The following is a 22886-nucleotide window of genomic DNA, read 5'->3' on the forward strand; positions in this document are numbered from 1 at the left end:
GAGCAGGTCAACAAGCTGGCCCGGATCAAGCGGGAACTGCATCAGCAGCTCGGCCGGGAGGCGACCGACGAGGAACTGTCCGCGGAGTCCGGTATCCCGGTCGAGAAGATCGGCGACCTGCTCGACGAGGTGGACGGGGAGCCGGATCGTGCGGCTCTGGTCGGCCATGCCGCGGGTGATGGCCTGCCGGATCCACCAGGTGGCGTAGGTCGAGAACTTGAAGCCCTTGGCGTAGTCGAACTTCTCCATGGCGCGGATCAGGCCGAGGTTGCCCTCCTGGATCAGGTCCAGCAGGGGCATGCCGCGGCCGGTGTAGCGCTTGGCCAGGGACACGACCAGACGCAGATTCGCCTCGAGCAGGTGACTGCGGGCGGCCTGACCGTCACGCACGACGATCGCCAGGTCGCGCTTCTTCGCGGCGGTGAGCCGCTTCTTGGTCTCCAGCAGATGCTGGGCGTACAGGCCGGCCTCGATCCGCTTGGCCAGTTCCACCTCGTCCGCAGCGCTCAGCAGGGCCGTGCGGCCGATCCCGTTCAGATAGACGCGGACCAGGTCCGCGGCCGGGCTCTGGCTGTCGAGGTCGGAATCGACGCGGGCGGTGGTATCGGGGCGTGCCATGACGTGCCTCCTCATCGGTGGTGTCTCGATGCGTTCAACGCGCAGGACCCCTGGGAAAGTTCCCGGGGTTCCTCCGTGGGAACCGCCCTGACCTGCGTATATGGCGAACAGGTCCTGAGAAGTTGCTGAGAACACACCACCGGGGGAACCGGCGGGTAACTTTCCGGCCCGCCGGGCCGCCCTACCGGACGGGTTCGACGAGTCCGTGCCGGACGAGCGCCTGCACCAGGGGGACCGCCTGCCCGGCCAGCGCCTGCTCGTCCTCGTCGTGCGCGGCGGCGAGCAGCGCCACCAGCTCCGACAGCGGCAGGCCGTCGGCCCGCATCCCCGCCAGCAGGGCCGCCGCGGGATCGTCCACCTCGTGCTGCCAGTTCGGGCCGCCGCCGCGGTGCACGCGCGTCACCACCTGCCGCCAGCCGTCCGCACCCGGCAGGTACACGCGCTCCAGGGCGGTGTCGGGCCGGACGACGAACCGCGCCTCGAGGACATCGTGGTCGCGCAACCACGCCAGCCGCTCGAAGTAGCCGACGGCCTCCGCCCCGAGCGGGTCGGTGAAGCCGTGCCGCAGGTCCTCGGCGAGCACGTCGCTGGGCGCGTCGGTGCGCCGCAGGTAGACGAACCCGAAGCCGATGCCCTCGACCCGGTGCCGCTCGAAGTGGTCGAGCCAGGCCTCGGCGCGCGCCGCCACCGCCGGATCCCGCGGGTCGGCGTCGCCGTCACGCAGCCACGTCCCCACGTAGAGGGCCGGGTCGGCGACGTCGCGCTGCACGATCCACGCATCGACCCCGTGGGCGGGCAGCCAGGAGGCGATCCGGCGTCGCCAGTCCTCGTCCTCGACGTGCACCCACGAGGCCAGCATCGCCGCGGTCCCACCCGGGTTCAGGTGCTCGGCGGCGCGGGAGACCATCAGCTCGCTCGCGCCGTCGAGGTCCAGGCCCGAGTCCCGGTAGGTGTGCTCGACCCGTCCGGTGCTCACCACGAACGGTGGGTTCGCGATGATCCGGTCGAAGCGGCGGCCGGCCACCGGCTCGAACCACGATCCCTCGAGCAGTTCGACCTCGACCTCGTTGAGCGCGGCCGTGGCGGCGGCCAGATCCAGTGCCCGCGGGTTGACGTCGGTGGCGGTGACGGTGCCGGCGAAGTCGGTGGCGCGCACGGCTTGTACGCCGCAGCCGGTGCCCAGGTCCAGCACCGACCCGACCGGGTCGGTGGGCATGGCCTGCAGCAGCGACAGCGAGGCGTGCCCGACCCCGAGCACGTGGTCCTCGCGGGTGGGCCGGGGGCGCATCGCCCCGTCGAGGTCCGACAGCATCCAGCGGGTGCCGGTGCCGGCGTCGAGCGGTCGCAGATCCAGCGCCGCGCGCACGCCGTCGCCGTCGCGTTCGAGCAGCCCGGCCGCGATCGCCGTCGCCACGTCGACCGGGGCGAGCGCCGCGGCCACCTCCGCAGCAGGCAGCGTGTCGCACACCAGGAACAGGCGCACGAGGGTGCCGAGATCACCACCGTCCGTCGCGGCCCGCCGCACCGGCACGGGCTCGCCCCGGCCGAGCGCGGCGTGCGCGTCGGGGCCGAGCAGCTCGAGCAGCGTGTCGGTGTCGAACCGGGCGCGCGTCAGCGCCGTGCGCAACGGGGGGCAGATCGAAAGCAGCAGGTCGCGGTCCACCCCCGCATTCTGGCAGCACCCCGAGGCCGCGTCGCCGGGGGACCGGGAGCCGGGTCAGCCCTCGATGATGCGGGGCTGCGGGCCCTCCAGGGCGGTGGTCCCGTCCCCGCGGCCGTCCCAGCGGCTGGGCTCGTCCTTCGACCGCGGTGGCCGATCGTTGGCGATGAGCACCGCCACCCACGGCAACGGGACGGACAGGGCGAGGATGCCCACCGAGAGCCAGGGATTGGCGAACGCCGCGTACGCGAGGGCGGCGAGGATCATGGCGGGGATGCGGAAGGACATGAGCGTGAGGTACTTGCGGACCCGCGCACGGTGCTGGTCCTCCAGCGACAACGCCGCCTCGGTGATCAGAACCGGTTTCTCGGGTGACCCGTCGTCGTAGTCCCCATTGAAACCCGGAGTTCTCGACATCCCTCTACTGTCCCACTCGCGCGCGCGGAATGCACATGCGCATCTGCACCGGGGGTGCGGCATCATGTAACGGTGAGCACCGACATCAAGGAACGGCCGGATACCACCACCGACGAAACCACCGACGACGACACTCCCAAGTTCTTCCACTACGTCAAGAAGGACAAGATCGCCGAGAGCGCGGTCATGGGCACCCACGTCGTCGCGCTGTGCGGCGAGGTCTTCCCGGTGACGCGCTCCCCGAAACCGGGGTCACCGGTGTGCCCGGAGTGCAAGAAGGTCTACGAGGGCCTGCGCAAGGGCGACTGATCGACGGTCTCGTCCGGAGCCGCCGGGGCGTGTTCGCCGGCGGCCTTCTCCGCTGCGCGGGGGTGCGGAGCGTCCACGGGGCACGACTCCGGTTCCCGCTGGTCCGGCCGCATGATGTCCGGTAGCCGGATCGGGATCGGCGCCGTCCCGAGCCGCCGGGTCAGGCCGGTCACCGCGGCCGCCGCCGGCGAGGGCGCCGCGGCGGCCCGTTCGGCCAGCCACCGGCGCATCTGCTCGATGCGGGTCTCGCGGGCGGGCCAGAACTCCTGCACGGTCGCGTTGAACTCGGCACCCAGCACGACGGCGAAGCCGAGGAAGAAGGTGAACAGCAGGAACGCGATCGGGGTGGCGAGCGCGCCGTAGGTGTAGCCGGTCCCGGAGACCCACCGCAGATACCAGCGCAGTCCCGCGCTCGACGCCATGAAGAACGTGCCCGCGAGGATCGCGCCGCCCAGCAGCCGATGCCACGGCAGCGATCTCGGCAGCGCCACCTTGTACAGCGTCGTCAGGCCCACGAGCAGCAGCAGTCCCACGCCGGGGTAGTAGAACGTGTCCAGCAGCCGGGTGCCGAGGTCGTACCACGCCGCCGGCAGCGCGCGTCCGATCATGGTCGGCCCGAGCGCGACGAGTGGCAGCGTGAACACCGCCAGCACGAGGAACACCACGTACAGCAGCAGCGCGAAGAACCGCTGCCAGACGGGATGCCGGTGATCGTGCTGGTCGTGTGCCTCGTCGATCGAGTCCACGAACGTCGAGATCGCCGACGAACCCGCCCAGAGCGACAGCAGGAACCCGAGGGACATCACGTCGGCGCGTCCCCGCAGCAGCACGTCCTGCACCGTGGGCCCGATGATGTCGTCGACGACGCTCTCGCTGAACATCGTGCGGCTGAACGTGACGATCTTGGACTGGATGATCTCCACCGTGTCCGGCCCGAACCACCCGGCCACGTACCCGAGACTGCCCAGCAGGCCCAGCAGCAGCGGGGGCAGCGACAGCGTCTGCCAGAAGGCGGCGGCTGCGGCCTTGCTGAAGATGGAGTCGTCCCACGCCTTGGTCGCCGTGCGGGCGATCACCTGTAGGCCGCGATGCACCGGCCGCCGTCGCGGGCTCGATGCGGCGGTGGATCCGGCCGGTGGGGATATCTCGCTCATGGGTACTTCCAGCATTCCTGACGACACGCCGCGGTGCGCGGCGGCGGGCCGACGGGACCGCGAATTCTGTCATGATCGTCTCCTGTCGCCCGCGTCACGGACGGCGGTTCGGATGCGGGCCGGGCTCGCGGGCCGGGATAGGCTGCTCGACGGCCGTCGCCCGCCCGGCGACCGCACGGCGGTGCCCGTTCGCCGCCCGGCGACGTCGCCGTAGAGCGAAACCACCTGCACGACCGGAGAAGGAGCACGAGTAGCCGGTGAGCACCGAGACCCTCGGAACAGCGTCCTCCGCCCCCGCCGGACAGCTGCGCGCCTGGCAGCGCCGGGCCCTCACGAAGTACCTCGCGACGGGTCCGCGGGATTTCCTCGCCGTCGCGACCCCGGGCGCCGGTAAGACCACGTTCGCGCTGCGCGTCGCGAGCGAGCTGCTGCGCGACCGCACCGTCGACCAGGTGACGGTCGTCGCCCCGACCGAGCACCTCAAGCACCAGTGGGCCGCCTCGGCCGCCCGCTCCGGCATCGCGCTGGACTCGAACTTCACCAACTCCACGGGCCAGACGTCGAGCGACTTCCACGGCGTCGTGGTGACCTATGCACAGGTCGCCTCGCATCCGTTCAAGCATCGGGTCCGCACCGAGGCGCGCCGCACCCTGGTGATCCTCGACGAGATCCACCACGGCGGCGACGCCAAGAGCTGGGGCGAGGGCATCCGGGAGGCGTTCGGCGACGCCACCCGCCGCCTCGCCCTGACCGGAACACCGTTCCGCAGCGACGACAGCGCCATCCCGTTCGTGGTGTACGAACCGAACGCCGACGGTCTCATGCAGTCCAGGGCCGACCACGCGTACGGCTACGCCGACGCGCTCGCCGACGGCGTCGTGCGCCCGGTGGTGTTCCTCGCGTACTCCGGTGAAGCCCGGTGGCGCAACAGCGCGGGGGAGGAGTACTCGGCGCGGCTCGGCGAGCCGCTCAGCGCCGAGCAGACCGCCCGGGCGTGGCGGACCGCGCTCGATCCCGCCGGCGACTGGATCCCGGCCGTCCTCACCGCCGCCAACACGCGGCTCGAGCAGCTGCGCCAGGGCGGGATGCCCGACGCGGGCGGATTGGTCATCGCCAGCGACCAGACGGTGGCCCGCGCGTATGCCAGGATCCTCGAGCAGCTCACCGGCGAGGCGCCCGCACTCGTCCTGTCCGACGACCCGACGGCCTCCGGGCGCATCTCGGAGTTCGATGCGAGCACCCAGCGCTGGATGGTGGCGGTGCGAATGGTGTCCGAAGGCGTCGACGTGCCGCGGCTCGCGGTGGGCGTGTACGCCACCAGCGCGTCGACGCCGCTGTTCTTCGCCCAGGCCATCGGCCGGTTCGTGCGATCGCGCCGCAAGGGCGAGACCGCGAGCGTGTTCCTGCCGTCCGTGCCGGTGCTGCTCGATCTCGCCAGCCAGCTCGAGGCCCAACGGGACCACGTGCTCGGCAAGCCCCACCGCGAGAAGGAGGGCTTCGACGACGACCTGCTCGCCGACGCCAACCGGCGCAAGGACGAACCCGGCGAGGAGGAGAAGGCGTTCACCGCGCTCGGCGCCGACGCCGAGCTCGACCAGGTGATCTACGACGGCTCCTCGTTCGGCACGGCGACGTTCGCCGGCAGCGAGGAGGAAGCCGACTACCTGGGGCTTCCCGGGCTGCTCGACGCCGAACAGATGCGGGCGCTGCTGCGCCGCCGCCAGCAGGAGCAGCTGGACAAGCCGGCCTCCCCGCCCACCCCCGTCCCGCCGCCGCAGGTGGCCGAGCGGGTGGCGACCGCCGACTCGCTGGCCCGGCTGCGCAAGGAATTGAACTCGCTCGTCGCCATGCACCACCACCGCACCGGCAAGCCGCACGGGGTCATCCACGGGGAGCTGCGGCGGCAGTGCGGCGGCCCGCCGACCGCGATCGCCACGGCCGAGCAGCTGGGCGACCGCATCGCCCTGCTGCGTCAGTGGTGAGCCGGCCGACGGTGAACCGGCCGAGGGCACACTCCCGGAACGGCGAAACGGGCGACCACTCGCGGTGGTCGCCCGTTTCGGGTCGGGTCTCGGAGTCGGTCGGCTCCGGAACGGTGGATCAGACGGCGGCTTCGGCGTCGGACTCGGTCACGATCGTGGCGCCGAGTTCACGCAGCCGGTCGGTGTGCTCCTTGGCGTGGTGGCCGCAGAAGAGCAGCTCGCCACCGGTGGCAAGGACGGCACGGACGCGAGCGGCTGCACTGCACCGATCGCAGCGGTCTGCGGCGGTCAACTTCGGGCTGGTCAACGTTCCGGGCATGACTCCTCCAAACTGGCCACCACTGTCGTCGGTTGCCTGGGGTCTGGTCCGCCGCACCGGGCCGGCGCGGTGGATCTACTGTGTCAGACGATTCCCGTTCATGCGTTGTTCCAATCCTCCGGAAATGGTGTCGCGTTTCACCCCGGAACCGGCCGAATGCCGACGACGTGCGGTTTCGCGGCTGCGGGTGTTCGCTCACAGCGCAGAGCCCTCGGCGCCGTCGCGGGCCCGGAACGGCCGTCGAGAGGGGGCGCGGTGACGGATCGGCTGGTACACATCTGCGCGCGGGCCGACTGGGAGCGGGCGCAGCACAGCGGGGCGTTGACCCCAGAGTCGCTCGCCGCGCAGGGGTTCGTGCACCTGTCGGCCCCGGAACAGGTGCACCTGCCGGCGAACCGGTTGTTCGCCGGCCGCACGGACCTGGTGCTGTTGCACATCGACCCGGCCCGGCTCGTGGACGAGGTGCGGTTCGAGCCGGGGGTGCCGGGCGATCCGGCGGGGATGGCGTTCCCGCACCTCTACGGTCCCCTCCCCGTCGCCGCGGTCACCGCAGTCGTCGACTACCTCCCCGACGAAAACGGACGGTTCGGACATCTCTGACGGTGCGCCGTCACCCGTGTCCGCCGTGAGCCCTACTCTGGCGGCATGAACGTCGAAGTGACGCCGCTTCCCGGGATCGGTGTGCGCAAGGACTTCGAGCTGGCGTCGGGTCGTCGGATCGGGGTCATCACGCATCGGGACGGCCATTCGGACCTGATCATCTCGAAGGCAGACGATCCCGACGCCTGCGCCGCCTCGCTACCGCTGACCGTCGAGGAGGCGGCCACACTGAGCAACCTGCTCGGCGCGCCCCAGCTCGTCGCCCAGCTCCAGGAGGACCACCGGGAGCTGCCCGGGATCATCACCCGGCAGCTGCACATCCACGACGGCTCCCGCTTCGACGGGGCGGTGCTCGGGGACACGGCGATGCGGACCCGCACGGGCGTGTCCGTCGTCGCGGTGATGCGCGCGGGGCAGGTGACGCCGTCGCCGGGACCGGACTTCGTGCTCACCGGGGGAGACATCCTCGTCGCCGTCGGCACCGCCGACGGGCTGGACGCCGCGGCCAGGATCCTGCGCAACGGCTGACGGATGAACTCGACCACGCTCGCCCTGATCGAACTGGGGGCGGTGTTCTTCGCCCTGGGGGTGCTCGGACGGGTCGCCGCGCGATTCGCCATGTCGCCGATCCCGTTCTACCTCCTCGGCGGTCTGGCGTTCGGCACCGGCGGCTTCGTCCAGCTCGGCGACATCAGCGAATTCAGTCACGTCGCCAGTGAGATCGGCGTGGTCCTGCTCCTGCTGCTTCTCGGGCTGGAATACACGGCCTCCGAGCTCATGACCGGGCTCAAACGTTCCCGCGCGGCGGGTCTGCTCGATCTCGTGCTCAACGCCGCGCCGGGGGCGGCGATCGCGCTGCTGCTCGGTTGGGGTGCGACGGGGGCGTTCGTCCTCGGGGGCATCACCTACATCTCGTCCTCGGGCATCATCGCCAAGACGCTGACCGACCTCGGCCGTCTGGGTAACCGGGAGACTCCCGTGGTGCTGTCGATCCTCGTCTTCGAGGACCTCGCGATGGCGGTATACCTGCCGATCCTGACCGCGGTGCTCGCCGGGGTCAGCCTGATCGGTGGACTCGAGGCCGTCGCGATCGCCCTGGGCCTGGTCACGATCGTGCTCGTGCTGGTGCTGCGGTACGGGCGTTACGTCTCCGCGGTGCTCGACAGCCCGGACAGCGAGACGCTGCTGCTCAAGCTGCTCGGGGCCGCGCTCCTCGTCGCGGGCGTCAGCTCGGCGATGCAGGTATCGGCGGCGGTCGGTGCGTTCCTGCTCGGCATCGCGATCTCGGGGTCGACCGCCCACAATGCGGCTCGCGTCCTCGAGCCCCTGCGGGACCTGTTCGCGGCGATCTTCTTCGTGTTCTTCGGCCTCAACACCGATCCGACCGCGATCCCCCCGGTGCTGGGGTGGGCGGTGCTGCTCGCCGTCGTCACGGCGCTGACGAAGATCGCCACCGGCTGGTGGGCGGCCCGCCGGCACGGCATCGGCACCATGGGCCGGGCCCGCGCGGGCGCTGCACTTATCGCCCGCGGCGAGTTCTCCATCGTCATCGCCGGACTGGCCGTCACCTCCGGCCAGGTGGACGCCGAGCTCGCCGCCCTCGCCTCGGCGTACGTGCTGATCACGGCGGTGCTCGGACCCGTCGCGGCACGGATCGTCGAGCCCGTCACCCGCACCGTGGTGCCCCGGCTACGCGAACGGCCGTCGGCTGCGGAGCCGACGGCCGATCGCCGTGAAGCGGAAGAGTTCTAGACGACGATCCTCAGTCGAGGTAGTCGCGCAGCACCTGCGACCGCGACGGGTGCCGCAGCTTCGACATGGTCTTCGACTCGATCTGCCGGATCCGTTCGCGGGTGACCCCGTAGACCTGCCCGATCTCGTCGAGGGTCCGGGGCTGACCGTCGGTCAGGCCGAACCGCAGCCGGACGACGCCGGCCTCGCGCTCGGACAGGGTCTCGAGCACCGACTGCAGTTGGTCCTGCAGCAGCGTGAACGACACCGCGTCGACGGCGACCACGGCCTCGCTGTCCTCGATGAAGTCGCCGAGCTGGCTGTCGCCCTCGTCGCCGATGGTCTGGTCGAGGGAGATCGGCTCACGCGCGTACTGCTGGATCTCCAGCACCTTCTCCGGCGTGATGTCCATCTCCTTGGCCAGTTCCTCCGGGGTGGGCTCGCGCCCGAGGTCCTGGAGCAGCTCGCGCTGGATGCGGCCGAGCTTGTTGATCACCTCGACCATGTGCACCGGGATGCGGATGGTGCGGGCCTGATCGGCCATCGCGCGGGTGATCGCCTGGCGGATCCACCACGTGGCATACGTGGAGAACTTGTAACCCTTCGTGTAGTCGAACTTCTCCACCGCACGGATCAGACCGAGGTTGCCCTCCTGGATCAGATCCAGGAATGCCATGCCACGGCCGGTGTAGCGCTTGGCGAGCGAGACGACGAGACGCAGGTTGGCCTCGAGCAGGTGGTTCTTGGCGCGGTTGCCGTCGCGGCAGATCCAGTTCAGGTCGCGGCGCTGCGCGACCGGCAGCTTCTCGCCCTTGTCGGCGTACTCCTGCAGCCGGTAGGTGGCGTACAGGCCGGCTTCGATGCGCTTGGCGAGTTCGACCTCCTCCTCGGCGTTGAGCAGCGCGACCTTGCCGATCTGCTTGAGGTAGGCGCGCACCGAGTCGGCGGAGGCGGTCAGCTCGGCGTCCTTGCGGGCCTGCCGCAGCGCCTCCGACTCCTCCTCGTCCCAGACGAAGTCGCCCGACGCCTTGTCCTTGTCGCTGGGCTCGTCGTCGGCTTCCGTCACCTCCACGACCACGTCCTCGGCACCTTCGAGGTCGGCCTCGGCGACGTCGAGATCCTCGAGCTCGGCTTCCTCGCCCTCGAACTCGTCGCCGGCAGGCTTGCCCGCCTTCTTGGCGGCGGCCTTCTTCGCCGTGGTCTTCTTGGCGGCGGCCTTCTTGGCCGGGGCCTTCTTGGCGGCCGCCTTCTTCGCCGGGGCCTTCTTGGCCGCGGCCTTCTTCGCCGGCCGCTTCGTGGCGGGTGCGGTACCGGTCGTGGTATCCGCGGCGTCCGCGGAGGCTGCCGATTCGTTCGGGGAATCAGCCGTGTGGATTTCGGTGGCTGCCACGTACGCCCTTTCGTGACGAGGTAGTGCGGCGTCGCGCCAGAGTGTTTCCGGCGGAGAGGTCTGTCGGGATCAGGCCGGTTCGCAGCCGGCTGTGCACCATTGTAACGATCGCCGCCGCGCGCGATGTGCAGGACTCAGGGGAGTACACCTGTTTTCGCAGCATAGGCGGCCCCGATGATGCCGGCCGCGTTGCGCAATGCGGCCGGAACGACGGGTGTGCGGTTGGTCAGCAACGGGATCCACTTCTCGTGCTTGCGGCTGATCCCGCCGCCGGCGATGAACAGGTCGGGCCACAACAGGGCCTCGAACCGCGACAGCACCAGCGAGACCTCCTTCGCCCACCGCTTGTACGTCCACTCGTTGTTCTCCTTGACCGATGACGCCGCGCGGTGCTCGGCCTCCATCCCGTCGATCTCCATGTGCCCGAACTCGGTGTTCGGCAGCAGATCGCCGTTGTGCAATACCGCCGAGCCGATCCCGGTCCCGAACGTGAGCAGGATGACCACCCCGGTCGCGTCCTTGGCCGCACCGAAGCGGTCCTCGGCGAGGCCGGCGGCGTCCGCGTCGTTCAGGACACTCACCGGGCGGTCGCCCAGAACCGACGAGAACAACGTCCGGGCGTCGGTGCCGATCCACGCCGGATCGATGTTCGCGGCCGTGCGCGCCACGCCGCCCGTCACCACGCTCGGCAGGGTGACCCCCACCGGTCCCGTCCACTGCGCCTCGTCCACGATCCGGGCGACCGTGTCGGCGACGGCCTGCGGGGTGGACGGCTGCGGGGTCAGGATCTTGATGCGCTCGCCCACCAACCGGCCTGAGGACAGATCGACGACGCCGCCCTTGATGCCGCTGCCGCCGACGTCGACGCCGAATCCGAGAAGGTCCGGGTCCGGCGTGGCCGGGTGCATCGTCTGCGTCATCTCGCGCTCCCTCTCGTCACCGGAACAGTCACCGCGGGCGACCGCTGTCGTGACGTCACCCTAATCCGAACGTGGCCGCCGCGCGGGTGGTGCCGTGCCGCACAGTGTGTTCGGATACTCGGGTGCCCGACACCCCGGACTCCCGCCCCTCTACGCTGTCCCCCGACGTCACCACGGACCCGGCCCTGCTGCGCGAGATCGCCGTGTCCGTCGCGGCCGAGGCCGCCGGTCACGTGCGCGCCCGGCGGCCCGACCTGTTCCCACCCGCCGACACGGGTACCGACCGCGTCGGCGCGGTGCGGACGAAGAGCACCGACACCGACCCCGTGACGGTGGCGGACACCGAGACCGAGGACCTGATCCGTCGGCTGCTGACCCGGTTGCGGCCGGGCGACGCGATCCTCGGGGAGGAGGGCGGCGCCCACACCGGATCGAGCGGCGTCCGCTGGGTCGTCGACCCCATCGACGGCACGGTGAACTTCGTCTACGGCATCCCGGCCTACGCGGTGTCGGTGGCAGCTCAGGTCGGGGGGCGGTCCGTGGCGGGAGCGGTGGTCGACGTCGCCGCCGGGGACGTGTACTCGGCCGCGCGCGGGCGCGGAGCCACCCGCACCGACGTCGGCGGAGCGGTGACGCGCCTGCGCTGCAACCCGGTCGACGACGTCGCCCGCGCCCTCGTCGCGACGGGCTTCTCCTACGCGCCGCACCGTCGCGAACGGCAGGGCGCGCTGGTGGCCGGGCTGCTGCCGAGGGTGCGGGACATCCGCCGCATCGGTGCGGCCGCCCTGGATCTGTGCATGGTGGCGTCGGGCCGCGTCGACGCCCACTACGAACACGGCCTGCAACCGTGGGACTGGGCGGCCGGTGCGCTGATCGCCGCGGAGGCGGGCGCGTGGGTGCAACTCCCGGCCGGAGCCGGCGACGCCGGCGAGATCACCGTCGCCGCCGCGCCCGGCATCGCGACACAGCTCGCGGACCTGCTCGCCGCGCTCGGCGCCGACGCGCCGATCCCGGCCTGACGGTCCGCGGCGCGCTCAGCAGCGGGCGTCGCGGGCCGCGGCCAGCAGGTCGATGTCGAGCGGCGCGGCGGCCGCGCCCACCGGCGCCTCCCGCAGCGACTGCAGCACCTCCTCGGCATCGGCGTTGGGCGCGATCTCCTTGGAGTAGGTGCCCAGGGCCAGGTCGACGGTGTCGTCGGCGCGGTCGTCGCGGACGAGTTCGGCGCACGGCGCGACCAGCCACACCGTGCTCGCCGCCGCGGTCCCGGCCGCCCCGAACCTGATCTGGCCGTGACACTGCATGTTCTGGTCGATGTAGACCGGGTCGTTGCCGGCCTGCACATCCGGTGCGCTCGCGAATCCGTATTCGGCCAGCTGGGTTGCCACGTGGGTGGCCTGGCCACGTTCGCCGTTGGCGTTGAACACCCGCACCCGCGTCGCCGCCAGGGGAGCGGGCTCCACGTCGAGCAGGACGGAACGATCGACCACCTCGCCGAGGGGGGCCGGCTGGGGTCCGCCCGGCTCCGACGGGACGGTCGGCGGGGCGTTGCACGCCACGGTCCTGGACACCGGGTCCGAGCCGGCGAACACCGATGTCCACACCACGATCCCGATCGTCGCCAGGACCGCGAACAGGGCCGCGGCGGGCACGACGCGGCGCCGTGGGAACGGCCGGCCGCGTTCGTCCCGCGCGCGGCCTTCGGTGATCAGGGAAACCACGGCGCCCTGCCTCTCGCATCTCCAAGGGTTGTGTGCGACCACTGTAGAGGGCCTCCCGGTGGGGTCCGCGAAGGTGGGCGACCGGTGGAATGTCTCGAGTTGCTGTGGTGTTGGTGACAATTGACCGACAATTCCCCGGACCGGGTGTATCGGTTACGGCTTCCGTGGGTACTTCCGCTATTGTTCGGCGGCCCAGGTCGTCGAAAGAGGCGACGGCGAGGCTTTCGACAGCGGAAGGCCCGGGTCGTGTCCGGGACCCGGATACGGCCGGTGGGAACTTCCGGAGACGGTCGGGCGTTGCCCGGGCCGAAGGACATGAACAGTGTCCTTCGGCAGGGCACCTGCACGAGGACTAGAGGTAGAGGAAATGGCGACTGACTACGACGCACCGAGGCGAACCGAAACCGATGATGTGTCGGAGGATTCACTCGAAGAACTGAAGGCGCGACGCAACGAGGCGCAGTCCGCCGTCGTGGACGTCGACGAGTCGGACACCGCGGAGTCCTTCGAGCTGCCCGGGGCGGATCTGTCCGGCGAGGAACTGTCGGTGCGGGTGGTGCCGAAGCAGGCCGACGAGTTCACCTGCTCGAGCTGCTTCCTGGTGCACCACCGCAGCCGGCTCGCGAGCGACGAGAACGGAGTGATGATCTGCCGGGACTGCGCGGCCTGAGTCCTGGAGGGACGGCGCGGCCTGAGTCCTGGAGGGACGGCGCGGCCTGAGTCCTGGAGGGACGGCGCGGCCTGAGTCCCGGAGGGACGGCGCGGCCTGAGTCCCGTAGGGACGGCGCTGACCGGCCGCCCCCGGTTCAGCGTTCGGTCTTGTCGGCACACCCCAAGGCGGCCAGCAGCTCTGCCGGCCGCCTTGTGCTGATCAGCCAGTAGGGGGTGGGGTCGTCCGGGTCGTCCAGCACGACGAGCACCATCGTCCCGATCCACGGGCGGTGCTGGACGTACGCCGCCGGGTCGAGCTGGCGCCCCAGGGCGGCGCTCTTCGCCGACGCCGGCACCACGACACCGCGGGAGATCACCTCGAGCGGCAGGTGCGCCCGGCCGACGATCAACTCCCCGCCCGTCACCTCCAGCCGCAGCCGGGACAGCCACACGAGCGCCCAGACAGGGAACGGCAACAGCAGCACGTACGGCAGCCAGGCGTACAGGCCGGGCGCCCCCATGTGCAGTTCCGCGGCCAGCAGCGCCGCGACGCCCAGGCCTAGGGGCCACCACCACAGCGGCACCCACATCCGTTCGGAATAGACCGGTGCGCCGGTCGTCTGCTGCGCATCCGCATCGGGTCGAGAGGTTCGAGACACGTCCATCAGAGTAGTCTCGGTGCACGTGACCGATCTTCCAGCCGTCCCCCTGCTCCGCCTGGACCCGGGGATTCCCTTGCCCGCGCGGGCACACGCCGGCGACGCCGGTGTGGACCTGTGCACCACGGTGGACGTGACCATCGAGCCCGGGCGGCGAGCGCTGGTGGGGACCGGCATCGCGGTGGCCCTGCCCGTCGGCACGGTGGGTCTGATCCATCCGCGCTCCGGTCTGGCCGCGAAGTACGGGCTCTCCGTGGTCAACACTCCCGGGACGGTGGATGCGGGCTACCGGGGGGAGATCAAGGTGTGCCTGATCAACCACGACCTCGACCGCGCGGTCGAACTGCGTCGTGGTGACCGCATCGCGCAACTGCTCGTGCAGAGGGTCGAGCTCGTCGACTTCGTCGAGGTCGGTTCCCTCGACGACACCAGCCGCGGCGCCGGAGGATACGGGTCGAGCGGTGGGCACGCCGGTCTGGTGAAGGAAGGTTCCTGACATGTTCGGACGACGCCGGAAGAACCGGGACGCCGAGGCTCCGGGCCTCGCGGACGAGGGCAACTTCGACTCCGCGCCCGTGGACGACGAGGTGCAGGCGCCCGAGGGCGGTCCCTACGACATCGACGACATCGGCGAGGACGCGGTCGGTAGCCGGCTCGACCTCGGGTCGGTGCTCGTCCCGCTGCCACCGGGCGGGCAGATCCAGGTGGAGATGGCACCGAACGGCCAACCGCAGGCCGTGCATCTGGTGACCCAGCACGGCCGGATCACGGTCTCCGCGTACGCGGCACCGAAGTCCCCGGGGCAGTGGCGGGAGGTGGCCGCCGAGCTGGCCGAGTCGCTGCGCCGCGACAACGCGACGGTGAGCATCGAAAGCGGACCGTGGGGCCGGGAGCTGCAGGGCAGCACCCCGAACGCGGACCTGCGCTTCCTCGGTGTCGACGGCTACCGGTGGATGATCCGCTGCGTCGTCGCCGGACCGGCAGGTTCGGTGACGGCCGACTCGCCGCTGGTGGAGACGGCACGTGCCATCGTCGCCGAGACCGTCGTGCGGCGCGGCCAGGATCCGCATCCGGTGCGGACGCCGCTGCCGGTGGTGCTCCCGAAGGCCCTCGCGGAGCAACTGGCCGCCGCGCAACAGCAGGCGGCAGCCCAGCAGGCGGCAGCCCAGCAGGCGGCCCAGCAGGCGGCGGCCCAGCAGCCCCTGCCGCCGCAGCAGTCCGCGCAACAGCAGCAGCCCGCGCCGCCCCAGCAGCCCGAACCGCCCCGGCCGCGGCACGGCGAGTCGGGTTCTGCGATGCAGCAGCTCGGCTTCTGACGGTCCGGTCCGCCGGGGTCAGTCCCCGACGCGGCGCAGTGCCTCCAGACAGGTGGCTCCGAGCACGGCGGGATCGGCGCCGATCCCGGCGAGGGTGACGGTGCCCAGCGCGGCCCGCCTCAGGTGCGCACACCATTCCTGCGCGACCGCGAGGGGATGGACCGGGTCGTCCACGGCGGCGGCGATGCCGACCGGCACCTCGACGGTCCGCAGCTCGTCCCGGTCCGGCGCCCGGTAGCGGGACGCCTCGTCGAGCGCCGCCGGCAGGCCCGGCCACTGCGACCGCCAGGAGCGGGCCAGTTCGACCCCGAGCCAGGCGGGGCTGGACGCCACCATCGCCGCGGTGACCGCAGCAAGTCCGTGGGCGCGCAGCTCGCCGGCCGTCCAACGGGCGCTCGCCGCCGCCGGCGCGGCCTCCGGCGAGCCCGTCCACGCCGGCAGGGCTGCGAGCACGCCGACGGTGCGCCCCGGGTGCTCGGCCGCCCACCGCAGCGCGACGGCCGCCCCGAGCGACACCCCGCCCACCAGCACGGGACCGTCGGCGGCGGCGCGCTCGAGTGCATCGACGTAGCTGCCGACCACGCGGGCCGGGTCCGGGTCGACCGCGACGGTGCGTATTCCGGCAGCGGCGAGCGGACCGCCGAACGCCCGCTCCACGAAGCGGGCGTCGGAGCCCGTCCCGGGCAGGACGACGGCGACGAAAGTGCTGGCCCCGGCGTGTTCGGGGGACGTGTTCGCGGAGCGCATGGTCCGATCCTGCCGGACCCGTCCGAGCAGGTGGGAACCCGAGTGGTTGCCCTGTGCGGATAGGTCTACAGTGGCCCTCAGGAAAGCCCCATGCGCGGCCCGCGATCCGTGCCGCGCCCTTCTCAGGAGCACGCTATGGCACCCGCCGCAGCCGGTTACTTCCGCCGACTCACCCGTCGGCTCACGGAAGATCTCGAGCAACTCGACGCCGAGGAGATCGCCGAAACCGCCCAGGCGACGGGTGCCCGCCGCGCCTGCGACTGTGCGCGCGGCGAAGAGGTGACCATGTTCGGTCGTCTCCGCAGTGTCGAGGCGTGCCCGAAGGCCGCCAGCGCCGCCGTCGAGGCGGAACTGTTCGACGGCACCGAGGCCGTCAAGCTCGTATGGATCGGACGTCGCCGCATTCCGGGCATCGAGCCGGGCAAGACCCTGCTGGTGCGCGGGCGCGTCGGCGAGCGTGACGGCTCGAAGGTCATCTACAACCCGTATTACGAACTGCGCGAGCGGGCCTGACCCGAGCGCCGGTGCCCCAGCGCCCGGCGCCGCCCCGCGCCCGCGTGGGGCTGTGGCACCCTCGTAGGAGTGAGCGACAAGCAGCAGACGGTCCTGGAACAACTCGGTGGACTCAGCGGGTTGGTCTACTCGACCGTGCCCGTGCTGGTGTTCGTTCCGGTCAACAGCATCTGGGGCCTGACCGCCGCGATCTGGGCGGCCCTCGCCGTGGCCACCGTCATCCTCGTGTGGCGGCTCGTCCAGCGCACCCCCGTCCAGCCCGCGGTCTCGGGGCTCCTCGGTGTGGGCGTGTGTGCGTTCATCGCCTACCGCACCGGCGACGCCAAGGGCTACTTCCTCTTCGGCATCTACACCAGCCTGCTCTATGCCGCCGGTTTCGTCCTGTCCATTCTGGTGCGGCGGCCCCTGGTCGGCGTCATCTGGGGCATGCTCAACGGGCAGGGATCGTCCTGGCGGCGGCATCGCGTCGCCGTGCGCGCCTACGACATCGCGACCGCGGCGTGGGCGCTGGTGTTCGCGGCCCGCTACTTCGTGCAACACGAGCTGTACGACGCCGACCGGACCGGCTGGCTCGCCGTGGCCCGGATCGGTATGGGATGGCCGCTGACCGCGGTGGCGTTGCTCGTGACCTTGTGGGCGGTCCGCCGCGCCGATCGGCTCGTCGAGCCGGCGCCCGAGGCTGTCGACGAGCCCGTCGAGACCGGCCCGGGCCGGGCCGCCGAAGCCGGCCCCGACCAGGACGCGCGGTGACCTGCTAGAGGCCGATGGCCGCCCGCAGTTCCTGCTCCACCTCGGCCGCGGCGACGAACAGCAGCTCGTCGCCGCCTTCGAGCGGATCGTCGGGCTGCGGGACGATGACCCGGCCGCCGCGCAGGATCGTCACCAGGGCCGCGTCCCGGGGCAGTTGCAGCTTGCGCACCGGCTTGCCGGCCAGCACGGTGGTGTCCGGCAGCGTGATCTCGACCAGGTTCGCGCCCTTGCGCAGCGTCATCAGCCGCACCAGGTCGCCGACCGAGACGGCCTCCTCGACCAGCGACGCCAGCATGCGCGGCGTGGACACGGCGACGTCGACGCCCCAGGACTCGTCGAACAGCCACTCGTTGCGCGGATCGTTGACGCGGGCGACGACGCGGGCGACGCCGAACTCGGTGGTGGCGAGCAGGCTCAGCACCAGGTTGGCCTTGTCGTCGCCGGTGGCGGCGATCACCACGTCGTACTGCTCGAGCTGTGCGGCCTCGAGCAGGCTCAGCTCGCACGCGTCGGCGTGCACCCACTTGGCGTCGGGCACGGATTCGGGCTCGACGTGCTCGAGCTTGCGTTCGAGCAGCATCACTTCGTGGTTGTTGCGGATCAGTTCGCGCGCGATGGAGCGCCCGACGGCTCCCGCTCCCGCGATGGCCACCTTCATCGGCGTTCCTCTCGGTGATTCCGGGTCGTGTGTTGCGGCTGCGCCTGCGGGCGCGGCACGGTCAGTCGTCGGCCGCGGGGGGCTGTTCGGCGAGGGCGATCGCCTCGGCGACGGTGCCCGAGACAGCCGCGATGTAGACCTGGTCGTCCGCCTGCAGCACGGTCTTGCGGTCGGGTAGGACCCCGGTGCCGAATCGGATGATGAACGCGACCCTCGAGTGGGTCGCGGCCTCGAACTCGGTGACGTTGCGGCCGATCCAGTCCTCGTGCACCGACACCTCCGCGACGGCGACGGTGCCGGTCGGATCCCGCCACTTGGCGGTCTGGCTCTCATGGGTGAGGTTGTGCAGGAACCTGTCGGTCGTCCACGGCACCGTCGCGACGGTCGGGATCCCGAGTCGCTCGTACACCGCGGCGCGCTTGGCATCGTAGATGCGGGCGACGACGCGCTCGACGCCGAAGGTCTCCCGGGCCACACGGGCGGAGATGATGTTCGAGTTGTCCCCGGAGGAGACGGCGGCGAACGCGTCGGCCCGCTCGATGCCGGACCGCACCAGCACGTCCCGGTCGAAGCCCATACCCACGATCGTGTGCCCGGGAAAGTCCGGACCCAGCCGCAGGAACGCGCTCGGGTCGCGGTCGATGACGGCCACCTCGTTGCCCAGTCGGACGAGCGCCGCGGCCAGGGAGGAACCCACCCGGCCACAGCCCATGACCACCACGTACACCGCTCGCTCCGTTCCGCTTCTTTCCGTGTCGCCGCGCGTCCCGATCGCGACGCGCAGAACCGAACCGTACCGCCCGCGCAGGACCGGCGTGCGGTGCCGGCCGAACGGGCTCCCCGCAGAGGTGCATTTCGGACACGGCCACGGGTGCCCGGCGGGTGGCCGGTGGGACGGCTTAGGCTTTGCGAGTGTCCAAGCTCTCGACCGCCACGAAGCGGTTGTTGTTGGGTAGGCCGTTCCGCAGCGACACGCTCGGTCACACGTTGCTACCCAAGCGAATCGCCCTGCCGGTGTTCGCATCCGACGCGTTGTCGTCGGTGGCGTACGCCCCGGAGGAGATCTTCCTCGTCCTGTCCGTCGCGGGTCTGTCGGCGTACGTGTTCACGCCGTGGATCGGCGTCGCGGTGGCGCTCGTCCTCGCCGTCGTCGTCGCCAGCTACCGGCAGAACGTGCACGCGTACCCCTCCGGCGGCGGCGACTACGAGGTTGCCACCGTGAACCTCGGTCCGACCGCGGGATTGACCGTCGGCAGCGCCCTGATGGTCGACTACGTGCTCACCGTCGCGGTGTCGATCTCCTCGGCCGCGGCGAACATCGGATCGGCGGTGCCGTTCGTGGCGCAGCACAAGGTACTGTTCGCGATCTCCGCGATCGTCGTGCTGACCGCGGTCAACCTGCGTGGCCTGCGGGAAGCCGGCACCGCGTTCGCCGTCCCGACCTACGCCTTCATGATCGGCATGATCGTCATGCTCGGGTGGGGTCTGGTGCGCGTCTTCGTGTTCGGGGACGACGTCAAGGCCGAGTCGGCCGGGTTCGAGTTGGTCGCCGAGCAGTCGGATCTGGCCGGGATCGCGTTCGTGTTCCTGCTGGCCCGTGCGTTCTCGTCCGGGTGTGCCGCGCTGACCGGCGTCGAGGCGATCAGCAACGGGGTGCCCGCGTTCCGCAAGCCGAAGTCCCGCAACGCCGCCACGACCCTGCTCATGCTCGGCGGGATCGCGATCGTCCTGCTCCTCGGCATGATTCTGCTCGCGAACAAGCTGGGGGTGGTCATCGCCGAACATCCCGAGACCCAGTTGCGCGGTGCCCCGGAGGGCTACCAGCAGAAGACGCTCGTGGCGCAACTCGCGCACGCGGTCTTCGACGACTTCCCGCTCGGGTTCCTGCTGATCACCATCGTGACCGCGTTGATCCTGGTGCTGGCCGCCAACACGGCGTTCAACGGCTTCCCGGTGCTGGCCTCGGTGCTGGCGCAGGACCGCTACCTGCCCCGGCAGCTGCACACCCGGGGCGACCGGCTGGCGTTCAGCAACGGCATCCTGTTCCTGTCGGGCGTGGCGATCGTCTTCGTGTGGGCCTTCGATGCCGAGGTCACCAAGCTGATCCAGCTCTACATCGTCGGGGTGTTCGTCTCGTTCACCCTCAGTCAGACCGGCATGATCCGGCACTGGACGCGGCATCTGGCGTCCGAGACCGACCCCGAACAGCGGGCCCGCATGCGACGGTCGCGGATCGTCAACACGATCGGCCTGATCATGACCGCATCCGTCCTGGTGATCGTGCTGGTGACGAAGTTCGCGGCGGGCGCGTGGATCGCGATCGTGGCGATGGTCGCGATCTTCGGTGTGATGAAGGCCATCCACCGTCACTACGACAGCGTGGCCGAGGAACTGGAGAACACCGAATGGGACGGTGTGCTGCCCAGCCGCACCCATTCGATCGTGCTGGTGTCCAAGCTGCACATGCCGACCCTGCGGGCGCTGGCGTACGCGCGGGCCACCCGGCCGGACACGCTCGAGGCGGTCACCGTCAACGTCGACGAGGCGGACACGCGGATGCTGGTGCGCGAATGGGAACGCAGCGACATCACCGTCCCTCTCAAGGTCGTCGAGTCGCCGTACCGGGAGATCACCCGCCCCGTCCTCGAATACGTCCGGCGGGTGCGACGGGACTCGCCGCGCGACGTGGTGACCGTGTTCATCCCGGAGTACGTGGTGGGTCACTGGTGGGAGCAGATCCTGCACAACCAGAGCGCGCTGCGGCTGAAGAGCCGGCTGCTGTTCCAGCCCGGTGTCATGGTCACCAGCGTCCCGTGGCAGCTGAGCTCGTCGGCCCATGCCCGCGGCGAACGATTGGACTCCGCGCCGGGATCGGTGCGGCGGGGATTCGAGGAGGAGGAGCGGTGAGCATCGACTGGTCCGGCCGTCGGCTCGAGGTGACGCTGGGCAGCCCGGCGCACGGGGGCTTCTGCGTCGCCCGGCACGAGGGGCGGGTCGTGTTCGTCCGGCACGGTCTGCCCGGGGAGCGCGTCGTCGCGCTGGTCACGGAGGACCGTGGCGGCTCGTTCTGCCGCGCCGACGCCGTCCACATCCTCGAAGCGTCGCCGGACCGGGTGGAGCGGGTGTGTCCCATCGCCGGTCCCGGCGGATCGGGGTGCTGCGACCTGTCCCACGCGACGGTGCCGGCCCAGCGGGCATTCGGGGCTGCGGTGGTCGCGGAGCAGTTGCGCCGTCTCGGCGGCATCGACCGCGAGGTGGTCGTCGAGGAGGTGCCGGGCGGGGCGGCGAACGGCACCCGCTGGCGCACCCGGGTGCGGCTGGCCGTCGACGCCGCCGGGCGAGCGGGGTATCGGCGCTACCGGAGCCACGAACTGGAGACCGAACTGGCGTGTCCGCAGATCGAGGCGCGCGCCTACGAGGGGCTGGCCGAGCGGGTGTGGCAGCCCGGTTCCGAGGTCCAGGTGGTCCTCGATGCGGACGGGACGCGGCACGTGGTCGAGATCGCACCGCCGCCGGTCTCCCGCACGGGACGTCGCAGTCCGGGCCGGCGGGGAGCGTCCGCCCGCCGCGCGGCGGCCGGTGCGCCCCGCGCCGAGAAGGTGATCGAGGGCTCGGGGCGGGCGGTGGAGCGGGTCGGCGGCCGGGACTGGCACCTGGCCGCGACCGGCTTCTGGCAGGCACACCGCGGCGCGGCGCAGACCTATTCGGACACCGTGGGGGAGTGGGCCGCGGCGTCGCCGGGGGCGACGGCGTGGGACCTCTACGGCGGTGTCGGGGTGTTCGCGGCCGTCCTGGCCGATCAGGTCGGCGACGGTGGCCGGGTCGAGTCTGTGGAACTGTCGCGCCGGGCGGTGCAGGACGGCGCGGAAGCGCTCTCGGATATCGGGCAGGTGCGGTTCCATGCGGGCCGGGTGGAACGGCTGCTGCCGGATCTCCCCGCCCCGCAGGTCGTGGTGCTCGATCCGCCTCGGGCCGGCGCCGGGCGCGAGGTGGTGGCGGCCGTCGCGGCGGCCGGGCCGGAGCGCGTCGTGCACGTCGGATGCGATCCGGCGTCGTTCGGCCGGGATGTCGGCCTGTACCGGGAGCACGGGTTCGAGCTGGCCGAGCTGCGCGTCTACGCGGCGTTCCCGTCGACGCATCACGTGGAGTGCCTGGCGTTGTTCACCCGCTGAGCAGGCCGATCACGGATTCAGGGCGTCTCGCGCGTCCTCCGCGGTTGCTTGCGGCATGCAACTAAATGTATAGTTGCGTGTCGCACGCAAATAATTTCGATTCGGAGGTGTTCCGTGGCTGTCCAGCCCGACACCGCGCACGCGCTCGTCGACGCGATCTTCCTGTTCGGTCGCACGCTGCGCACGACCCTGGCCAACTCGACGGGTGACCCGTTGCCCAACGCGCTGACCGGCGTCCTGTTCGTCCTGTGGCGAATGGGGGAGTGCCGCCCCACCGAACTCGCCGCGGAGCTGTGCATGAGTCAGTCCGCGTTGAGCCGGCAGCTGGGGGAGCTCGTCGAACGGGGGATGGTGGACCGCCACCGTGACCCGGACGACAGGCGTGCCCACCGCGTCAGCGTGTCCGAGACCGGGCAGAAAGCCCTGCGCGAGATCCGCGACCGGCGCGCCTCCCGATTGCACGAGCTGCTCGGCGGCTGGGACCAGGCGCAAGCCGAATCCGCCCTCGACGCGCTCGCGCACCTGAACCACACCCTTTCCGTACACGAACCCCCTGGAAGGAACTGCCTGTGAGTGCCGCAGCTGTCAGTCCCCCCTCCTCG

Annotated in this window: 25 protein-coding genes and 1 pseudogene; 14 read left to right on the forward strand and 12 right to left on the reverse strand. The window is 71.2% G+C overall.

Going from position 1 to position 22886, the window contains the following annotated elements; all coding sequences use genetic code 11:
* Positions 1-105 precede the first annotated feature (105 nt).
* The 3 genes and pseudogenes from AIIKEEIJ_RS16890 to AIIKEEIJ_RS16900 form a co-directional block, all read right to left on the reverse strand.
* Positions 106-618 (reverse strand): annotated as a pseudogene (locus AIIKEEIJ_RS16890) (sigma-70 family RNA polymerase sigma factor); the annotation flags it as partial.
* Positions 619-799: 181 nt separating this feature from the next.
* Positions 800-2281, reverse strand: a complete 1482-nt coding sequence (locus AIIKEEIJ_RS16895; RefSeq protein ID WP_161996201.1) for a DUF7782 domain-containing protein — start codon at positions 2279-2281, stop codon at positions 800-802.
* Positions 2282-2335: 54 nt separating this feature from the next.
* Positions 2336-2695 (reverse strand): DUF3099 domain-containing protein, encoded by a 360-nt coding sequence (locus AIIKEEIJ_RS16900; protein ID WP_006935000.1) that lies wholly within the window; start codon positions 2693-2695, stop codon positions 2336-2338.
* A 72-nt stretch (positions 2696-2767) separates the two neighbouring features.
* On the opposite strand from AIIKEEIJ_RS16900, the gene AIIKEEIJ_RS16905 reads away from it, so the two are divergent.
* Positions 2768-3004 carry a DUF3039 domain-containing protein gene (locus tag AIIKEEIJ_RS16905; RefSeq protein WP_003935590.1) on the forward strand — a complete coding sequence of 79 codons (237 nt, stop codon included), beginning with the start codon at positions 2768-2770 and terminating at the stop codon, positions 3002-3004.
* Here the strand turns inward: AIIKEEIJ_RS16905 and AIIKEEIJ_RS16910 are convergent.
* On the reverse strand, positions 2977-4158 hold the full coding sequence (locus AIIKEEIJ_RS16910) for a YihY/virulence factor BrkB family protein (protein ID WP_006934997.1): 1182 nt from the start codon (positions 4156-4158) through the stop codon (positions 2977-2979). The two genes, AIIKEEIJ_RS16905 and AIIKEEIJ_RS16910, sit on opposite strands and share 28 nt — an antisense overlap.
* 257 nt (positions 4159-4415) lie before the next feature.
* On the opposite strand from AIIKEEIJ_RS16910, the gene AIIKEEIJ_RS16915 reads away from it, so the two are divergent.
* Complete coding sequence (locus tag AIIKEEIJ_RS16915) at positions 4416-6140, forward strand: DEAD/DEAH box helicase (RefSeq protein WP_029543398.1); 1725 nt, start codon at positions 4416-4418, stop codon at positions 6138-6140.
* A 118-nt stretch (positions 6141-6258) separates the two neighbouring features.
* On the opposite strand, the gene AIIKEEIJ_RS16920 is transcribed toward AIIKEEIJ_RS16915, so the two are convergent.
* On the reverse strand, positions 6259-6459 hold the full coding sequence (locus tag AIIKEEIJ_RS16920; RefSeq protein ID WP_003935586.1) for a DUF7455 domain-containing protein: 201 nt from the start codon (positions 6457-6459) through the stop codon (positions 6259-6261).
* Positions 6460-6714: 255 nt separating this feature from the next.
* Here AIIKEEIJ_RS16920 and AIIKEEIJ_RS16925 point away from each other — a divergent pair, with 255 nt between their 5' ends.
* Genes AIIKEEIJ_RS16925 through AIIKEEIJ_RS16935 form a run of 3 tightly spaced genes read left to right on the forward strand, consistent with a single transcriptional unit; the run spans position 6715 to position 8811 of the window.
* Complete coding sequence (locus AIIKEEIJ_RS16925; RefSeq protein ID WP_006938152.1) at positions 6715-7059, forward strand: DUF952 domain-containing protein; 345 nt, start codon at positions 6715-6717, stop codon at positions 7057-7059.
* 45 nt (positions 7060-7104) lie between these two features.
* A complete protein-coding gene (locus AIIKEEIJ_RS16930; RefSeq protein ID WP_029543402.1) occupies positions 7105-7587 on the forward strand; it encodes a cation:proton antiporter regulatory subunit in 483 nt (160 codons plus the stop codon).
* Between the two features lie 3 nt (positions 7588-7590).
* Positions 7591-8811, forward strand: a complete 1221-nt coding sequence (locus tag AIIKEEIJ_RS16935) for a cation:proton antiporter (protein ID WP_029543404.1) — start codon at positions 7591-7593, stop codon at positions 8809-8811.
* 10 nt (positions 8812-8821) lie between these two features.
* Here AIIKEEIJ_RS16935 and AIIKEEIJ_RS16940 read toward each other — a convergent pair whose 3' ends face one another.
* Together AIIKEEIJ_RS16940 and ppgK are read right to left on the reverse strand one after the other, a co-directional pair.
* Positions 8822-10180: an RNA polymerase sigma factor gene (locus AIIKEEIJ_RS16940; protein ID WP_006938149.1), complete on the reverse strand. Its 1359-nt coding sequence runs from the start codon at positions 10178-10180 to the stop codon at positions 8822-8824.
* Positions 10181-10314: 134 nt separating this feature from the next.
* Positions 10315-11100 carry a polyphosphate--glucose phosphotransferase gene (ppgK, locus tag AIIKEEIJ_RS16945; protein WP_161996202.1) on the reverse strand — a complete coding sequence of 262 codons (786 nt, stop codon included), beginning with the start codon at positions 11098-11100 and terminating at the stop codon, positions 10315-10317.
* A 122-nt stretch (positions 11101-11222) separates the two neighbouring features.
* On the opposite strand from ppgK, the gene AIIKEEIJ_RS16950 reads away from it, so the two are divergent.
* Entirely contained in the window at positions 11223-12119 is an 897-nt protein-coding gene (locus tag AIIKEEIJ_RS16950; RefSeq protein WP_161996203.1) for an inositol monophosphatase family protein, read from the forward strand.
* A 15-nt stretch (positions 12120-12134) separates the two neighbouring features.
* Here the strand turns inward: AIIKEEIJ_RS16950 and cei are convergent, their stop codons facing one another.
* Positions 12135-12818 (reverse strand): envelope integrity protein Cei, encoded by a 684-nt coding sequence (cei, locus tag AIIKEEIJ_RS16955; RefSeq protein WP_006938142.1) that lies wholly within the window; start codon positions 12816-12818, stop codon positions 12135-12137.
* Positions 12819-13185: 367 nt separating this feature from the next.
* Between cei and AIIKEEIJ_RS16960 the strand changes: the two genes are divergently transcribed.
* A complete protein-coding gene (locus AIIKEEIJ_RS16960) occupies positions 13186-13488 on the forward strand; it encodes a DUF4193 domain-containing protein (protein WP_029543409.1) in 303 nt (100 codons plus the stop codon).
* A gap of 136 nt (positions 13489-13624) precedes the next feature.
* Here the strand turns inward: AIIKEEIJ_RS16960 and AIIKEEIJ_RS16965 are convergent, their stop codons facing one another.
* Entirely contained in the window at positions 13625-14134 is a 510-nt protein-coding gene (locus AIIKEEIJ_RS16965; protein ID WP_006938139.1) for a DUF3093 domain-containing protein, read from the reverse strand.
* A gap of 13 nt (positions 14135-14147) precedes the next feature.
* On the opposite strand from AIIKEEIJ_RS16965, the gene dut reads away from it, so the two are divergent.
* Complete coding sequence (gene dut, locus AIIKEEIJ_RS16970; RefSeq protein ID WP_443217113.1) at positions 14148-14624, forward strand: dUTP diphosphatase; 477 nt, start codon at positions 14148-14150, stop codon at positions 14622-14624.
* Between the two features lies 1 nt (position 14625).
* A complete protein-coding gene (locus AIIKEEIJ_RS16975; RefSeq protein ID WP_161996205.1) occupies positions 14626-15444 on the forward strand; it encodes a DUF3710 domain-containing protein in 819 nt (272 codons plus the stop codon).
* Between the two features lie 18 nt (positions 15445-15462).
* On the opposite strand, the gene AIIKEEIJ_RS16980 is transcribed toward AIIKEEIJ_RS16975, so the two are convergent.
* Positions 15463-16191: an alpha/beta fold hydrolase gene (locus AIIKEEIJ_RS16980; protein WP_006938136.1), complete on the reverse strand. Its 729-nt coding sequence runs from the start codon at positions 16189-16191 to the stop codon at positions 15463-15465.
* Between the two features lie 135 nt (positions 16192-16326).
* Here AIIKEEIJ_RS16980 and AIIKEEIJ_RS16985 point away from each other — a divergent pair, with 135 nt between their 5' ends.
* Positions 16327-16704, forward strand: coding sequence for an OB-fold nucleic acid binding domain-containing protein (locus AIIKEEIJ_RS16985; RefSeq protein WP_006938133.1), 378 nt, complete (start codon positions 16327-16329; stop codon positions 16702-16704).
* A 69-nt stretch (positions 16705-16773) separates the two neighbouring features.
* The gene (locus tag AIIKEEIJ_RS16990) at positions 16774-17454 is read left to right on the forward strand and encodes a DUF3159 domain-containing protein (RefSeq protein WP_006938132.1); all 681 of its coding nucleotides are present in this window, start codon (positions 16774-16776) and stop codon (positions 17452-17454) included.
* Between the two features lie 4 nt (positions 17455-17458).
* On the opposite strand, the gene AIIKEEIJ_RS16995 is transcribed toward AIIKEEIJ_RS16990, so the two are convergent.
* Together AIIKEEIJ_RS16995 and AIIKEEIJ_RS17000 are read right to left on the reverse strand one after the other, a co-directional pair.
* A complete protein-coding gene (locus AIIKEEIJ_RS16995; protein WP_006938125.1) occupies positions 17459-18112 on the reverse strand; it encodes a potassium channel family protein in 654 nt (217 codons plus the stop codon).
* Positions 18113-18173: 61 nt separating this feature from the next.
* On the reverse strand, positions 18174-18839 hold the full coding sequence (locus AIIKEEIJ_RS17000; protein WP_006938124.1) for a potassium channel family protein: 666 nt from the start codon (positions 18837-18839) through the stop codon (positions 18174-18176).
* Positions 18840-19024: 185 nt separating this feature from the next.
* Here AIIKEEIJ_RS17000 and AIIKEEIJ_RS17005 point away from each other — a divergent pair, with 185 nt between their 5' ends.
* From AIIKEEIJ_RS17005 to AIIKEEIJ_RS17015, 3 genes are all read left to right on the forward strand, one after another.
* A complete protein-coding gene (locus AIIKEEIJ_RS17005) occupies positions 19025-21019 on the forward strand; it encodes an APC family permease (RefSeq protein WP_006938123.1) in 1995 nt (664 codons plus the stop codon).
* The gene (locus AIIKEEIJ_RS17010; RefSeq protein WP_161996206.1) at positions 21016-22284 is read left to right on the forward strand and encodes a TRAM domain-containing protein; all 1269 of its coding nucleotides are present in this window, start codon (positions 21016-21018) and stop codon (positions 22282-22284) included. Before AIIKEEIJ_RS17005 ends, AIIKEEIJ_RS17010 begins: the two co-directional genes overlap by 4 nt.
* 114 nt (positions 22285-22398) lie before the next feature.
* Positions 22399-22857, forward strand: coding sequence for a MarR family winged helix-turn-helix transcriptional regulator (locus tag AIIKEEIJ_RS17015; protein WP_006938121.1), 459 nt, complete (start codon positions 22399-22401; stop codon positions 22855-22857).
* Positions 22858-22886: the final 29 nt, after the last annotated feature.

Source organism: Rhodococcus sp. YH1, from assembly GCF_009939605.1.
Classification (GTDB): domain Bacteria; phylum Actinomycetota; class Actinomycetes; order Mycobacteriales; family Mycobacteriaceae; genus Rhodococcus; species Rhodococcus aetherivorans.